The organism is Njordella calcicola (genome assembly GCF_056494125.1).
Window position 1 is genome coordinate 5,343,822 of the sequence record NZ_CM151396.1, and the last position, 15,964, is coordinate 5,359,785.

Genomic DNA, 15,964 nt, shown 5'->3' on the forward strand with positions numbered 1-15,964 from the left:
ACTGAAAGCTGAATGGGATTGGCTTGCAGGCTGATCGGCCAAGGCACGTCGGCGTTCAACGGGCTTTGCGTGGGAGCAGGCGGTAAGCGAACCTCAATTAGCAGGTTCGGTAGTTTAACGTCTATTTCATCAATTGGGATACCGCTGATGTTACCCGAAGCACCTCATTTTTTGCCGATTCGGCTTTTTTGGGATATTCAAAGGGCAAAACAGAGCTTTATCGACGCCTAACTGACCACTGGACGATTGACGACGGCCATGCTTGCTAGCACAATCCAGTACTGCCAACTTCATCCTACTCTCCCAGCCTTTGATACCTATGAGCGACGAAATTTCCGTGGACGGCCAGCTTGATCACGTAATGCACGAGCATCGGCTCTTTCCTCCTTCCCAGGAATTCGCCAGCCAAGCTCGCATCGGTTCGCTAAAGCAATACGAAGAGCTTTACCAACGTTCGATGGACGACAACGAGAACTTTTGGGCCCAACTCGTGTCGGAAAACCTCCATTGGTTCGAACCCTTTTCCAAGACCATGGAATGGAACGAACCCTACGCCAAATGGTTCCTCGGCGGCAAAACCAACGCGTCTTATAACTGCTTGGATAAACATATCTCCGAAGGCCGTGGAGATCGAATCGCCCTCTTGTTCGAAGGCGAACCCGGCGACCGACGCGAAATTACCTATGCCCAACTCCATCGCGATGTTTGCCAACTTGCCAACGGAATGAAAAAGCTCGGCATCGTCCCTGGTGATCGCGTCAGCATCTACATGCCGATGACTCCTGAACTGGTCGTCGCCATGTTGGCCTGCGCACGAATTGGTGCCGTCCATTCCGTAATCTTCGGTGGCTTTAGTGCCGAAGCGATCGCTGACCGTAACAACGACGCAACCGCGAAACTACAAATCACGGCTGACGGCGGCTATCGTCGCGGAAAACCACTAGCACTCAAGTCGGCTGTCGATGAAGCGTTGAAGAAGAGCCCTTCGATCGAAAAATGCATTGTGCTGCAACGAACCAAGTCCGATTGCCCGATGACCCCAGAACGTGACATTTGGTGGCATGACTTGATCGCAGATTGCAGCGATGCATGTCCCGCGGAGCCGCTCGACAGCGAACACCCGCTCTTCATCTTGTACACCAGCGGATCAACCGGCAAACCTAAAGGGATCTTGCACACCACCGCCGGCTACCAGTTGTATGCCCGCTACACGTTCGAATTGGTTTTTGACCATCGCCCGTCGGATATTTACTGGTGCACCGCCGATTGCGGCTGGATCACGGGGCACAGCTACGTTGTGTACGGACCACTGGCAGCCGGTGCCACACAAGTTATTTATGAGGGAGCTCCCAACTGGCCCGCCGAAGATCGCTTCTGGGAGATCATCGAGCGATACAAGGTCACGATCTTGTACACCGCTCCGACCGCCATTCGTGCCTTTATCAAGTGGGGCGATCATCATGTTGACAAGCATGATTTGTCCAGCCTGCGACTGCTGGGCAGCGTCGGCGAAGGGATCAACCCCGAGGCTTGGATGTGGTACTACAACAAGATCGGTGGCGGTCGCTGCCCCATCGTCGATACGTGGTGGCAAACGGAAACAGGCGGCATTATGATGTCGCCGCTGCCAGGCGCAATTGAAACCAAGCCTGGCTCCTGTACCAAACCGCTGCCAGGAATCGAGCCGCGAATCTTGGACGAAGCGTTGCATGAGGTCGGTCAAGACCACGGTGGTATGCTGCTGATCGGAAAACCTTGGCCGGGCATGCTGCGCGGTATCTGGGGCGACGCGGGGCGTTATCAGGAACAGTACTGGAGCAAAGTGCCACACATGTATTTGACCGGCGATAACGCTCGGCGCGATCGCGATGGTTACTATTGGATCATGGGGCGCATCGACGATGTGATCAACGTCTCAGGCCATCGGCTCAGCACGATTGAAATCGAAAGTGCCTTGGTATCGCACCCCAAAGTGGCAGAAGCGGCCGCCGTAGGTCGACCGGACGAAATTAAAGGCCAAGCGATCGCGGTCTTTGTGACTTTGAAAGGGGAATCGCCCTCGGAGACTTTGCGTGCGGAATTGAAACAACACGTCCGCAAAGAGATCGGTGCGCTGGCTCAGCCCGACGACATTCGATTCACTGGCGCACTGCCCAAAACACGCAGCGGGAAAATCATGCGACGTTTGCTTCGCGATATCGCCAGCGGCAAAGAACAAATTGGCGACACGTCCACGCTGGAAGACTACTCGATCTTGGCGAAAATTCGCGAAGAAGAGTCGTAGTGCGATAATCGTCGTGAGATAATCTACTGAAACCTGCCAATATTTGAGGCGAACGGATTTCAAAGCGTTGTCAAGGTTAGTACGATACAACCCATTCGACTTCCATTGCTTCGAAACAATAAACTCGGATTCGATACCATGGATTTGATTCCGCTGGTCTGTCAACAATGTGGAGCGACGTTGGAGGTGCCAGCCGACGTCGACTTCATGACCTGTCTGCATTGCAAGACTTCGCTGGCAATCAAGCGAAGTGATTCAACGATTTACACTAAGCAAATCGAGGAGATTTCTGCCAATCTGGCTGTGCTGAATGAAGAGTCAGGCCGAAACAACATGCGAGATCGTTTAAATTCTCTTTCGATCGAATTTCAACGCACAACAAAACTTTATGAAAAGCGATCAGAAGATGGCACAGTGTCTTTGCCATCAGTGGAAGCAGCAGTCACGTTGGGAGTGGTTGCAACGATCGTCTTGATCGTCTTCCTTGTTTATCAGATTACGACTAAGTTCGCTGACGGCGTTAACTTTACTATCGCCGCAATTGGGGTCTGGATGCTTGTAGTCGGAGCGTCTGTTTACAGCTATCAAAAAGCACAAGACTTCGAAGATGAAAAGCGACGATATAGGCGCAAACGTCAAGCCGTCATCCGGGAGTTTTCCCAGGACAATAAAGCAGGTGATCTAACGACGCCGGCAAAAGCCAAGCAAGTTCGAAAGTCTTAAATACATGTGCTGGTTTGGAGCACTGTTGCTGGCATAGTGAGCGAGATTGTCACATCACGCAAATGCATTGAGCGTATCTCGACAAAACAGGAAACTTCAGTAGGTGACAAATCGCAATCGGCGAATAATCTGAGCTATAATTGTTCAGTACATTTCGTGGTTCATTTAAGTAGACTGAGACGTCAAATGCCAAAACGCTCCACCGCTTCCAAGACGTTGAATCAGAAGGTGCACTTAAATGGAGTTACTGGAGCAGTGGTGCGAGGCAAACCACAATCCACGGAGAAAATTCGTTTGGTTTCGCAGGGAGATACAGCCGCAGATTTATCGGCCGACGCGATTGAGCAGCATGTTGTCGACCAGGCAAGCTTGGCAGCACAAGAACGCAAGATCGCTGCGGTCCGTGACGTCGTCAACAGCGTCCCCCCCCATGACGTCGCGACGCTGACCAAAGTGTTAGAGGCAATCATGTCTGGCGCATCCAGTGACGACGCGGCCGTTCTTCGCGAATCATTGGTGGCTGCGCAACAGATCGCTGCTCCCATGATGACTCAGCCAGATGACGAATTGTCTGCGGACTGGCGCTCCGGTGGCTATCCCTACAAAAGCTTGATGCAACGCAGGACTTATGAGAAACAAAAATACTTGCTGCAAGTTGAATTATTGAAACTGCAGTCCTGGGTAAAACAAACAGGACAAAAGCTGATTATCCTGTTCGAAGGCCGCGATGCGGCTGGCAAGGGGGGGACAATCAAACGCTTTATGGAGCACTTGAACCCACGCGGTGCACGAGTCGTCGCGCTGGAAAAGCCCAGCGAAGTCGAACGCGGGCAATGGTACTTCCAACGTTACATCGAACACTTGCCCACGGCCGGTGAAATTGTGCTCTTCGATCGCTCGTGGTACAACCGCGCCGGCGTGGAACGCGTGATGGGCTTCTGCAACGATCACGAGTGCGAAGAATTCATGCGACAGGCTCCTGAGTTTGAACGAAATCTTGTTCGCAGTGGTATTCACTTAATTAAGTTCTGGTTCTCCGTTAGCCAAGCGGAGCAACGTCGACGCTTCAAGGAACGTGAAGCTCATCCGCTGAAGCAATGGAAACTATCGCCAATTGATAAAGCTTCCTTGGATAAATGGGACGATTACACCAAAGCGAAAGAATCGATGTTCTTTCACTCCGATACGCCCGAATCGCCTTGGATCGTTGTTAAATCAGATTGCAAAAAACGAGCCCGGCTCAATGCGATGCGATACGTCCTACATCGGTTGCCCTACGAAGGGAAATCGCTGGAACGCGTCGGCAGCCTCGACCCGTTGCTGGTAGGTCGTGCGAACGTAGTTTACGAACGAGGCGAATCCCACGGTCTGATGCCGGTTCAAAGCACTACCGCATAAAACTACCTTGGCCCCTCAAGTCCAACCGTTCCGTCCTGATACTGTGCGTCGACAGCACTCCATTCCCTCGCCGATCCATTAACTACTCCGTGTTAGCTGAACTTTCCCATTCTGAGCTTTGTCCGATTTGTCGAGGCACAGGCAAGCTCGCCTTTGCACTAAACAGTATTTCCATTCTCCACTGCACCGCATGCGTCCATCGCTATGCCGCGCTGCAACTTTCCAGCGACCATGTCCAGCAGAACTACGGGGACGATTACTTCTTTGCTGGTGGAGCTGGGTATAGCAACTATTTGGCCAGCGAGAAAGTAGTCCGAGCGGCCGCCGTCCGCTATGCGAAAATCCTAAAGCAACAGCTCGAATTGCATACCGAGAGCTCCGTACGGACTAAACCTCATTTGAATACAAACCTTTCATTGCCAGAACGCAGCGATGCGCCGAAGTCTGTCTTTTCGATAGGCACCGCCGCTGGCTTTGATCTGTCGGCATACCGCAACTTAGGCTGGCAGGTTGCTGGCCTTGAACCCAACGCCTCTATGGTTCAACATGCGCAGAATGTGCTGCAACTAGATGTCCAGCAAGGGAGCTTGGAATCCTTTCCGATCCAACGGTCCTATGATGCAGTAACCGCTGTGCAAGTCATGGCTCACTTTGTCGATGTGCAGGCGGCAGCCCAGCAGATGACGCGGTTGTTGAACCCAACTGGATTGCTATTGATTGAAACTTGGAACTTTCGCAGTTGGACCGCAAGAGCCTTCGGAAAGCATTGGCACGAGTACAGCCCACCAACGGTCTTGCAGTGGTTTTCACCAAACTCGCTGGATCGGCTTATGCGCCAGCACGGATTGGTGCGCGTTAAAATGGGGCGTCCCGGCAAGCAGATTCGTGGCGACCATGCGCGAAGTTTGCTGGAATACAAACTAGCGTCGGTTCTATCGAAGCGTGTGGCCCACTGGCTGGTGAAACCTATTCTGCCCGGGCTGGCGTTGCCCTATCCCGCAGAAGATCTTTTTTTTGCCATCTATCGCAAAGCGTGACGTCACCGCGTCGCCTATCTTACGCAGCCTGCCACAATCGTTAAACGCGGAAAATTCGTTTCAACCCGAAAGCTCGCTTGGTCGATGACTAACGATAAGCATTGATGTCCTTTCGCCTCGGTTCGCCTCTACGCATCGATTTATGCTGCAGTTGCATGCTGGAAACAAGCTTAGTCAGCCAGAAGAGTTTGCCTTCGATCCCGAGATGGCAAAGGTGGATCTGCATGGACTTTTGAGCTATCCGCCATTTGCCAGCATCGACGAGTCGAAGTTTCCTAAGGGCCGACAATCGATTACCGACATTCTGAAAAATGACAGCCGCATTCGCCACTTCACGGCTGGCGACGTTATTGTCCGTCAAGGCGAATATGCCAACAGCGCCTTCATTGTGCTGCGCGGTCGCGTACAAATTATCTTGCAGCAACTCCAATACGCCAGTGAATCCGAGAATCGACAGGATAAGCTTGGCGTTTGGCAGCGGTTAGTCGCGTCCTTGCGAGGTGGCAGCAGTTTTCGACGCACTCGGCCGCACAGTTTTGATCGCCCTGCTTCAGCAGCCATTACGACGGCCGTCGGTTTGCGCGATCAAGATGTCAAGCCGCAGTTATATATCAAAGATATCGACGTTGTTGGTTCGACAGCCACCGGTTCGGTCCTCGAGTCAGGCACACTGTTTGGCGAAATGGCAGCCATGACGCGCAGCGCAAATGATTATACAGCCGTTGCGAAAGACGCATGCACAATCCTTGAAGTCCGCTGGCAAGGCCTGCGACAATTGCGCCGCGATAAAGCTTTTCGTCAAGCGATCGATGATCGTTACCGCGAGACCAGCCTGCGGACTTGGTTAAGCCAGCATGAATTGCTGCAATTCTGCCCGCCCGATGTGATCGAATCCATTGCCAGTCAGGCGGTATTGCAAAGCTACGGCGAGCGTGAGTGGTTCGTTCAATATAACCAAGACCGATCCGCTCGCAGCAGCCAGCAGATTGCCGCAGAACCAATCATCTGCAATGAAGGCGATCATGCAGAAAGTCTATTGATCGTTCGCAGCGGATTTGCCCGCAAGAGCTTTCAATATGGCGATTCCCATCGCACCATCTCCTATCTTTCGCAGGGACAAACATTTGGTTTTGAAGAGATCTGCCATAACAGTGTGTTGAATGACCAAGACCAACGTTTACCCTATCAGTATTCCTTGCGAGCGCTTGGCTACTTGGATGTGATACGCATCGATCGCAATCTGGTGGCGGAGGCGGTGATTCCGTATTGTCGCAAGGAATCGCTGCCCGGGCTAATTACGACTCCTCGCTTAGATCGCTTTGCCGCCGTTACACCAGAGCATCTTTATCAACCGATCGAAGATACGCAAGAAGAAGCCTTGCTGGAATTCCTTGTCGAAAATCGACTGGTAAATGCTCGCGAAGCGATGGTCATCAACACCGATCGCTGCACTCGATGTGACGATTGCGTGCGTGCGTGCGCGGCTGGCCATGGCGGCGTTTCGCGATTCAATCGCAAAGGTGTTAGCTTCGGGAATTTCCAATTTACCGAAAGCTGCATGCACTGCGTCGACCCTGTTTGCATGATTGGTTGTCCAACGGGAGCAATTCGCCGCGACAGTCAAACCGGTGTCGTTTCCATCAATGACCAAACTTGTATCGGTTGTAAAACGTGCGCGGACGCTTGTCCTTACAACAATATCGTAATGGAGATCGTGCAGTTAAAAAGCAGCCTGTTGCCTATCCTGGATCAAACCGAAGTGCCGTTGGTCGCTAGCAAGTGTGACATGTGCAGCAACCTGCCGACGGGTCCGGCTTGTGTGGCCGCTTGTCCGCACGAAGCGTTGGAACGAGTCGACTTAAGCGATACCGACAAAATGAGATCATGGCTACAAAAACAATAACCGTGGAGCCTTATGCAAAAGCTTAGACCTTTTTTATCACTGGCCACCGTCGCTCTGGCGTCGATCATTTTCGCGAGCATCCATCGTAGTTGGTTCGAGTCGTTGAAGCGATTCGATTGGCTGAGTGGTTTTACGTTGCTGGCTGTCTGCGTCCTCATGATATTGCTGCCGCTGCGCCGAAAAATGATCCTATTGAATCTCGGCCGCGTGGCTGCCTGGCAACAAGTGCATCACTTCGCGGGCCTGTTTTCCATCGTGGTATTTTTGTTTCACGCGGGGTTATCTGTAAACGGATATCTTGAGTCAGCTTTAGCCTTCGCGTTTGTATTGCTAAGTATCAGCGGACTAGGTCATTGGTATGTCAATCGACGCATCCCCGTATTGATGCGGACCGCGGGCCAGCCGATTCGCTTACAAGATGTCGCTACCAAACGGCACGAGCTTGCGAAAGCTGCCTATGCCGTGGCGCTTTCGGCCGCTACCAACAGCAAGTCTGCCTGCTTGGCCGAATTCTATACTCGAAACTTGGCGGGCTACTTTAAGTCCACTCGGTCTATTGCCTACTATGCTCGACCGACGGGCAAGCTGAAGCGATTCCTGCACACGCAACTGGAAGGTTTAGGTCGCTATCTAAGTGAGGAAGGTGATCACGCGCGAGCCAAGCTGTGCGAACTGGTGAAGCTGCGAGATGATGTCGATTTCCAAGCAGCGATGATGCTTCGAATACGTGCTTGGAATTTGTTCCATGTCGCCTTGACATGGTGCTTTGTGGCGGCTGTCAGTTTACATGTCTACGCGGTCTTCCAATTCTCAGGAAACTAATTGGATGACATCTCTTAAGGACACGCCAGACACGAACACCGCCCTAGGTCGAGCGACTTATTGGCGGCATTTGCAATTGCGAAGATACTTCGCGGCTGCTCTGTGCGTGTTTTTCATCGGCGTTTGGATCCTTGGTTCGCAGTTAGGCCTTCACTATAAGCTGCTGGCGCCTGGCGAATTATCGAATCCTCACGCCCAGCTATGGCAAGGTCTGGATCGCGGACAAAGCTGTGCAAGCTGCCATCCTGGGGTCGCTAAAACCAACGCACTGACACCGCATGAGCCCAACCCTTTTTCACTTGGACGCAATTCGGTTCATCCCGGCATGAGCCAACAGCAAGCCTGTGCAAGCTGCCATAGCAATGACCTGCAACAATTGTTGCGAGGTACACCTCATGATTTAACCGTCGAACAACTTTTAGAACTCGGTTCGGCAAGCCGGGGCACAAGCGGCAACGTGCGACTCGCTTCGTCCCAAAAAACTGCTGGAGATATCCACACCGATTGGCAGCATCGCTCCTTTCAATGTAACGATTGCCATCGTGAACACCAGGGTCGCCAGTTTTCGTTGGCTGCCATGGACAACACGCGTTGCCAAGCGTGCCATCAACAGCGATTCACGAGCTTCGCCAGTGACCATAGCGAATTCACTTCCTATCCCGCGGTTTCTGAATCACCTGCAGTCGCGTTCAATCATCGCTCGCATGCCAACAAGCATTTCCCAAAGCAACAGACGAGCTTTGATTGTGCAACTTGCCATATCGCGTCGGAACCTGGGGAATTTGGCGCAGGGTCGAGCAAGCTGGTACGTACTGCAGGTTTTGAGAAGGCTTGTGCAAGCTGCCATCGAGAGCCCCTAGCCTCTGCCTTGAGCGATGGAATTGTGCTGTGGCAACTGCCCAGCATCGATTTAGAAAAGATCAATGCAAGCACGCCCAGCCAGTCGCTTGCTTGGCCCGATATTGCAAGCGCAGTGACCGACCTGGAGTTCACGCCGCTGGTCAGGCAATTGATCATCGGCCAACTCGATCTCTCTGGTGGAGAAAATGCTCTGTTTGAATCAACGGCCGTCGCGACTTCTACAAACTTAAGCGAGCTGGAATTCGGCGCGTCCAATCCGCAAGCGACCGTGAGCAGTGTCGCTCAAGCTGCGCGAGATTTACTGCGTGCTATTGCAATCGACGGCCAACCGGCCCTGCAATCACGTTTGACTCGCAGGCATGCAGTGGACGAGCAGGACATCTATGAACAACGACTCGTGCAGGAGTTGATCAAGGGCATTCCGCCTAACTTATTTGACGAAGCTTATCGAAGCTGGTTTGGACCATCGCAAGAGCGAGAGGAAGACACTAGCAAGAGCGATGGCTTGTCACCCAATGCGCCCTCACCCTTCTTGCCCCAACTCATGCCACCTCAGCCGGTACCAAATAAGCAAGACAATGCGTTGTTTACTAGCGCCAACGCAGACCAGGAAGACGAGTTGCTGGGCGGCGACTCGTTGTTGGACTCTACCGAAGTGGAATCGCTTCGCGATGCAGGTCGTTTGCCTTTGGGTAGCAATCGCTCCAAGCCCGCGACCGTCACTCAGCCCCAAGAGTACGATGCTCAGCGGCACCTTGCCCAAGGTGGCTGGATGCTGGACCGGCTGCGCAATGCAATTGTGTATGTCCCCAGCGGGCATGGCGATCGTTGGATGCAAGCTTACGCAGAATGGTTGATGATCGGTGATGGCAAGGGGGCAGGTTGGGAAAATGTCCATGGCGACGACCGTTCCAGACAGCGTCAACAGGGAATCATTTCGCGTTGTTTGGAATGCCACGTATCGCCGAATCATCGCCAACAGTTGCCGGATGCGATGACAGCGTTGACGACTGCATGGCGATCGCAAGAAATCAATCCGAAGGAAAAGAAGCTGACGCGATTTGATCATCGGCCGCATTTGACGCTACCGCAACTTCAAAACTGTACCAGTTGTCATGCGTTGAACGAGTTGGCTGAGCCGAGATCGACTTTGGTTTCGACGGCAGGGGCAACCGCTGCTCCGACCATACCAGAGCACGCATTGACACCGCACAGTTCGATGGATTTCCATTTCATGTCCAAGAAGCTTTGCGTGAATTGCCACAACGCCCAGACCAAAGTCCAGGACTGCACCATGTGCCACGACTATCACGTCGCCAAATGATTCTCGCGTGGCAGTCCCTTGCCAGACGGAAGGCTTAGCACACCAATCCTGTTGCGACGCGTTGGGGCAAGCCCAACGGTCGCTCAGAGCTCGCGATCTCAGAACGATGTGACTTGGTCTTCTGTCTTTCAAATGCTCTCACTACTTCAATCGAGCATTGAGGATGCCAGCAAGCTGATCCAGCAGAACCAATCGCCAAGTGCAAATACCTTAGTCGATGACCATGCGCCGCGATGCCAACAATGCGGAGCGGAGGGCATGAGCTTCCAAGAGTTGCGTAGGCCGGAACAGGAACGCGATCTGCCGGAACAGCACAAACAGGTTTCTGATGAAATTGGCTATTAGAGTCCGTCTGGGTAGAAAGTCGTTCGAAGTTCCGGCACTGAATTGTTTGTTCGTTCCGGCCTACAAGAATGGACATCGCTGGACGATCGCGTGCGAGAGGTCTGTACCAAGGCACGCAAGAACATAAGGTTCAAGCAACTGAGTTTCGAAGATGCTCGGCTGCTTCGATCAGAAGCCAATGCCTTCGTGGCCTTCGATGTTGAGTTGCTGTCGGATGACGCTCGCGTCCTTACCGCTTGCAGCTACCTGTTATGCAATGGACAGTTGGATGTCCAATTACCGCTGCCAGAGGTCTAGCATGATGAAAGACTATCAGCAATTTGAACTAAGTAACGAGTGCAACTTGCCTTTAGTGGCTGAGCAATTCGAAGATCCGTATCCGCCAGTGAAATCCGCATTTAATGAACAATCATCAACACAAAATGTAGCCATTGAGCTGCGTTCTAGCTCGTTCTTGAGCCCTGCAAACCGCTACTGCGAATTAGATTAGTAGCTGGTAATTCTGTAGAGAAAAACATTGAGAAACCGCAAAGCTGGGGAGAAAGACCGTCCACAGCTCGCAGCCGTTTTACTCACTCGTTACTATCTCTTACTTTGTCAAGAATAATCGCAATCTCAGATTCAAGATTTTGATAGGCATTAATCATCACCTGAAAGGACAACAACGCCTCCATATGGACTCTCGCCGCAACAATCTCTTGCTCTGACATCCCTGCAGAAATACGCATCTGCACTAGGTTCAAATTGTACGTTTCGGCCTCTTTTACATGCGATTCCAATTCTTCCGGTGTTTCGAAAATTCTGCGACTTAATCTCCTCAACTCATCATTGATTACGAAGAAGCTAGTTGCGATGCTGGAAATTAAAGGTTCATTCTCCAATTCTAAGATCCACCGAAATTTAACTGGAACAACGCCTCGGCGCTGATATTCGTTATACTCCGCTACAAAATCTGTGAATACGGAAATGGTTTCTAGTGATTGTTCTGAATTAACAATAGCCGAGATGTCTAGTTTTCGCAACTTACGCAATAGTTCTTTTAGCTCGAGCCCCCTATCCGAAGTTTCTTGACTCGGGATAAACAATTTTTCAATCTTAACTGCACTTTAGGGAATCTCATCAATCAAGTCGAGGATTGATCTTGCCACGAAAAAGGCCCTTCGGGAAATTGGAGGTTACCACACCAAACCAATCATCCACAAAGGGCCAAGGATGGCTAAGCGTAAACACTCCGGCAGACCTCCACAAGCTCAACATGCTGCGAAATCCACGTCGTCTCAACACGACAAACGGCAGAGGTTGGTTACGGCCAATCCGAATCGTCAATCCACTGAAGCTGCCAGCGTGCCACTGCTGGGCGGTATAGCCACACTCACTACCGCCATGAGCAGCTTGCTGGACAAGCGAATCGCGTTCCGGCTGCCGATTGTTGTTGCCGGAGCTTTGCTGGCCGGAGGTCGCCGGACGGCCGCCAGTTGGTTTCGATGTGCGGGTGTCAAAGACGATTGGGATCGCTTTTATGAACTGCTTCAATCCGTCGGCAAGAACGCCGCTGCGTTGGCGTTTGCGGTTCTTGGGGTAATCCTCAGAAAGTTTGATCCTGGTGAAAAAGGTTACTGGACGATGGCCATCGACGATTCGCCAACCAGACGATTTGGGCCATGCGTGGAGGCGGCCAACATTCACCACAATCCGACTCCTGGCCCGGGTGATGGAGACTGGCTCTACGGACACAACTGGGTCTGCTTGGCGATGCTGATAAGCCGTCCGCTGTTTGGCATAATCGCGCTGCCCATATTGTCGATGTTGTACGTTCGCGAAGTTGACATCACCAAGCTGAAACAGCGATATGAATGGGAATTTCGCACTAAACACGAACTCGCCTTGGAGCTCTGCCGAAAAGTGATGCGGACCCTTAGAGCCCTGGGAAGCAAGGCTGGGTTCATCGTCGTGTTCGACGGAGCGTATGCAGCGATGGCGTTGATCCGACCGCTGATTGCCGAAGGGGCGATCATAGTGACGAGGCTGCGTAGTGACGCCAAGCTGTTTGAGCTTCCCGTGAACAAAACCGGACAGCGTGGTCGGCCTCGCAAATACGGCAAGAACCGCATCAGCCTCAAAAAGCGAGCGACTAATCGTCGAGGTTGGAAAACGATTAGCTACTGTTGTCGCGGCGTTATGGTCGAGCGTCGCTACAAGACATTTTTGGCGACAAGCCAAGTTGTGGGTGGGACAGTTCGAGTGGTACTGCTGGAATACACCAAGGGTAATTGGGCGGCGTACGTTAGCACTGACGCTTTGATGGGCGTCGAGATGATTCTGAAAACAGCGTCGGATCGGTGGGCGATCGAAGAGCATTTTCATGACGTCAAAGAAATCTGGGGTGCAGGTGAGCAGCAAGTTCGTAACGTGTGGTCGAGCATTGGCTGCTGGAACCTGTGTGGATGGTTGTATACACTGGTTGAATTGGAGTGTTGGGATCACACGAGTGAACAACTGGTGGACCGAAGCGATCGTCCATGGGACAATCCAACTCGCCGTCCTTCGCACAATGACCGCCGGCGAGGAATAGCCCGGAAAATGCTGCGCGAAGTATTTTTGAGAGATCTCCAATCTGCCGCCGATCCATCAAAAATACGCGACCGATTCGAAAGACTCTTGGCCCTAGCGGCATAAGCCTAGCACGCTATTCCAACAATCCCCTAAAGTGCAGATCTTAAGATACCGTTCAAGTCCTTGAGAAACAACCAGAGTGGGAAAACCCGGGACCTCCACACATTCTCGGATTAAGCGAATCCCCAAAGCCCATGTTCTTTCGCTCTCCTCGATATCGCCGCTAAGTAGCTTTTCAACTGACGCAACTCCCAACTGTATTATCAAATGCCTTATCAGTAACGCGTTACCTTGGAACCAACCAGTATCCAACTCATCTTGGTTCTCGCGGGCGAAAAACGCGTCTCGAATTCCTCCTTTCGATTTTAAGGAATCTCTCAACCAACCTACAACCAACGCTCGGTTCTCGGTGTCCTTTGCAATTTCTTGAACCGTCTCGACAGGTAAAGACAATGCTAGACTCGACCGTCGCTGAATTTCCAAAGCTTCGGCCCAGCTACCAATAGACCAAAACGTATAAATGTATCGTTGCTCGATCTTACGATCTGCTAACTCGGAAACGATAGAAAAAACACGTCTGCGTTTAGCGAAATCGTAATTGTCGCTTTCGACGGCGTTCAACGGCGCATGAATTGTGAAATAGGTTCTAGTACGCTCTTTCAACTCTTCGCTTGCAATCGAGTCACGACACATTAGAGAGAAAAGAATTAACTGAACATAAATCAAGGTTCTGCTATATACCCATTTTTTATACGCGATCATAGTCATTGTCACTGTTCTTAACTCAGTTCTGCCCTTTGTCGCATTGAAACCCGCATACAGCATTCGCCAAGCATTTCTTTAAACTATCTGCTAATTTCTGACCAAAATCTGGGTCGTTCTTGTCAAATGTTCCAGCTTCGTTACAGCGGTAATCAAATCGATGTTTTTTGAAAGAATTGCAAAATGGCCAGGCGCTGGATTCGCAGCAGCTTCCTTCTATAATAATCCAAAGAGCAAATTGGTTGTACTTGTTTCCGTAACGCTGTTTAACTATCTCACCCACCCCGTCTTTAAAACTTCCGGCCGAGGGGAATCCTTTTCCGTCCACCCACTCTTTAATCACCCCTAGGGTATCGCCAGTTGAGCAAGCTGCGGACACAGATAAGAGATTCAATGACTTCTGCATAACTTCAAGATTGGCTAACTTCAGCTCGGCCTCGTCCCAATATTTTGGTCCCCCTAGCTTTGTCTCAGGTAGCAGATCAAAACCCTTTATACCGATGTTTCCCGATTCTCCAATGGTGCATTCGTCATCGCACAACCCACAGAGCCCTGTGGGATCTGTACTGGAGAAGGGGCGAGAATCCAGCCACTCGTAGAGATTACCAGGACTACCTGAATACCCTATAGGATCCTTTGAGCAAAACCTCCCACTATGTCCACTCATCCACCTTGCTCGGAAGTAATGCAAACCGACGGTATGATCCCACTCGCGGGAAGTATAGGTGTACCTGTTGTTATAGGCGCTGGTGGCTATGACTGAGACGGATGCGTTGAGCACTGTTGGCTGACCATAAGCGGTATACGCGTAGCGCTCTACAACGCTGCCGCTGGAGTTGGTCATAGCGTAGATCGAGTACTGCTGGTTGCGATGCTGCGCTAGTGCAACTTCTGAAGGCCAATCGCTGTTGCTGATCAGCGATGAGGATGTGCAAGTAAAGCAGGCTGCTGCGGACTCGTGATGTGATGACTTGCTATTTGAGACTGACGCGTCAGATGACTTTGCCTGGAAAGAAAAAGAACCATTGAATGAAACAGTGGTGTTCAAATAAGTGACATCTTGAGCGCACAGCGCAGCCCAATCGATAGTCGAGGTTGCTCGACGCGATATGGGTTTAACCGGAAGTGATGTGGCTTGAGACTGCATGTTTGCCATTATAGAGAATGACAGTTGAGCGGTGTTGCGAGATGGGCGGGATATTTGGCAGAATTTTGAGGTTGTCTGAGGGAGGTGCGCATGCAAACCGTGGCCGAATCGGCCACGGCAGCAATTGTGACAAGCCGTTGGCTTGAAGACCCAAGCGCCGCGAATGGTACTGAGTGAATCAATTGGCAAGTGGACGCGTAGGCGGCTCGCCCTCCCCGGTCGCTCGTGGAACTCGCGGCCGACCCTCCCGCAAGCGAGAGGGTGAAGAAGAACGCGTACGCCTGGCGGCTGACGGTTAAACGAAGAAGGCGGAGTCGCTGGGCTACATACTACTCAGCGAACGGAGTCGCTGAGCTACTTGTTACAGGCCATGCTTTGATCGTAAAACCCGCCGGTTTTGGGCCGAATTGGGATCGGAGTTGGGGGCGTGAGTTACTGCCACAATTCGGCCTAGCTCGCACCCCGCCTGCAGCCCGCCTCTCTTACCCAAACATCGTAACCCGCATTCACCCCGCCCCTATTTTTCGATTCGCGTTTTCGCTTTTTCCGGTATAACTTATGTTGTAATTTTCTCCGGGCTTGAGTGTCGAGTTGTCAGTCATGTGCCACAAAATCTGCTCATCTCAAGACGAACTCGAAAGCGTTCAAACTTCCCTCAAGCTCGCATCTTGTCCCCATTGCAGAAAGGTTGGCCACCTTATCCGCCATGGCTTCTTGCGAGGCTATGATGGATCAAACGCATCCA

14 protein-coding genes are annotated in these 15,964 nt (G+C 51.8%); 11 read left to right on the plus strand and 3 right to left on the minus strand.

The genetic code is table 11. From position 1 onward, the window contains the following. Nucleotides 1–319 precede the first annotated feature (319 nt). The 10 genes from acs to SH302x_RS20695 all read left to right on the plus strand — a co-directional run bounded on the left by acs (nt 320) and on the right by SH302x_RS20695 (nt 11,187). The gene (gene acs / locus SH302x_RS20650) at nt 320–2,284 is read left to right on the plus strand and encodes an acetate--CoA ligase (RefSeq protein ID WP_479364533.1); all 1,965 of its coding nucleotides are present in this window, start codon (nt 320–322) and stop codon (nt 2,282–2,284) included. Between the two features lie 138 nt (nt 2,285–2,422). Beyond that, on the plus strand, nt 2,423–3,007 hold the full coding sequence (locus SH302x_RS20655) for a hypothetical protein (protein WP_479364534.1): 585 nt from the start codon (nt 2,423–2,425) through the stop codon (nt 3,005–3,007). A 186-nt stretch (nt 3,008–3,193) separates the two neighbouring features. Then, a complete protein-coding gene (gene ppk2, locus SH302x_RS20660) occupies nt 3,194–4,405 on the plus strand; it encodes a polyphosphate kinase 2 (RefSeq protein ID WP_479364535.1) in 1,212 nt (403 codons plus the stop codon). Between the two features lie 89 nt (nt 4,406–4,494). After that, entirely contained in the window at nt 4,495–5,442 is a 948-nt protein-coding gene (locus SH302x_RS20665) for a class I SAM-dependent methyltransferase (protein WP_479364537.1), read from the plus strand. A gap of 142 nt (nt 5,443–5,584) precedes the next feature. After that, nucleotides 5,585–7,345, plus strand: a complete 1,761-nt coding sequence (locus SH302x_RS20670; protein ID WP_479364538.1) for a cyclic nucleotide-binding domain-containing protein — start codon at nt 5,585–5,587, stop codon at nt 7,343–7,345. Nucleotides 7,346–7,357: 12 nt separating this feature from the next. Next, a complete protein-coding gene (locus SH302x_RS20675) occupies nt 7,358–8,167 on the plus strand; it encodes a hypothetical protein (protein ID WP_479364540.1) in 810 nt (269 codons plus the stop codon). A gap of 4 nt (nt 8,168–8,171) precedes the next feature. Beyond that, the gene (locus tag SH302x_RS20680) at nt 8,172–10,352 is read left to right on the plus strand and encodes a hypothetical protein (RefSeq protein WP_479364542.1); all 2,181 of its coding nucleotides are present in this window, start codon (nt 8,172–8,174) and stop codon (nt 10,350–10,352) included. A gap of 132 nt (nt 10,353–10,484) precedes the next feature. Beyond that, entirely contained in the window at nt 10,485–10,697 is a 213-nt protein-coding gene (locus SH302x_RS20685) for a hypothetical protein (RefSeq protein ID WP_479364544.1), read from the plus strand. Between the two features lie 42 nt (nt 10,698–10,739). Further along, nucleotides 10,740–10,994, plus strand: coding sequence for a hypothetical protein (locus SH302x_RS20690; RefSeq protein WP_479364545.1), 255 nt, complete (start codon nt 10,740–10,742; stop codon nt 10,992–10,994). A gap of 1 nt (nt 10,995) precedes the next feature. Beyond that, the gene (locus SH302x_RS20695; RefSeq protein WP_479364547.1) at nt 10,996–11,187 is read left to right on the plus strand and encodes a hypothetical protein; all 192 of its coding nucleotides are present in this window, start codon (nt 10,996–10,998) and stop codon (nt 11,185–11,187) included. An 82-nt stretch (nt 11,188–11,269) separates the two neighbouring features. On the opposite strand, the gene SH302x_RS20700 is transcribed toward SH302x_RS20695, so the two are convergent. Next, nucleotides 11,270–11,782 carry a hypothetical protein gene (locus SH302x_RS20700; RefSeq protein WP_479364549.1) on the minus strand — a complete coding sequence of 171 codons (513 nt, stop codon included), beginning with the start codon at nt 11,780–11,782 and terminating at the stop codon, nt 11,270–11,272. A gap of 127 nt (nt 11,783–11,909) precedes the next feature. On the opposite strand from SH302x_RS20700, the gene SH302x_RS20705 reads away from it, so the two are divergent. Further along, nucleotides 11,910–13,373, plus strand: a complete 1,464-nt coding sequence (locus SH302x_RS20705) for an IS701 family transposase (protein WP_479364550.1) — start codon at nt 11,910–11,912, stop codon at nt 13,371–13,373. On the opposite strand, the gene SH302x_RS20710 is transcribed toward SH302x_RS20705, so the two are convergent. Beyond that, on the minus strand, nt 13,362–14,072 hold the full coding sequence (locus tag SH302x_RS20710) for a hypothetical protein (RefSeq protein WP_479364552.1): 711 nt from the start codon (nt 14,070–14,072) through the stop codon (nt 13,362–13,364). The two genes, SH302x_RS20705 and SH302x_RS20710, sit on opposite strands and share 12 nt — an antisense overlap. A gap of 22 nt (nt 14,073–14,094) precedes the next feature. Then, a complete protein-coding gene (locus SH302x_RS20715; protein WP_479364553.1) occupies nt 14,095–15,219 on the minus strand; it encodes an RHS repeat domain-containing protein in 1,125 nt (374 codons plus the stop codon). Nucleotides 15,220–15,964 lie beyond the last annotated feature (745 nt).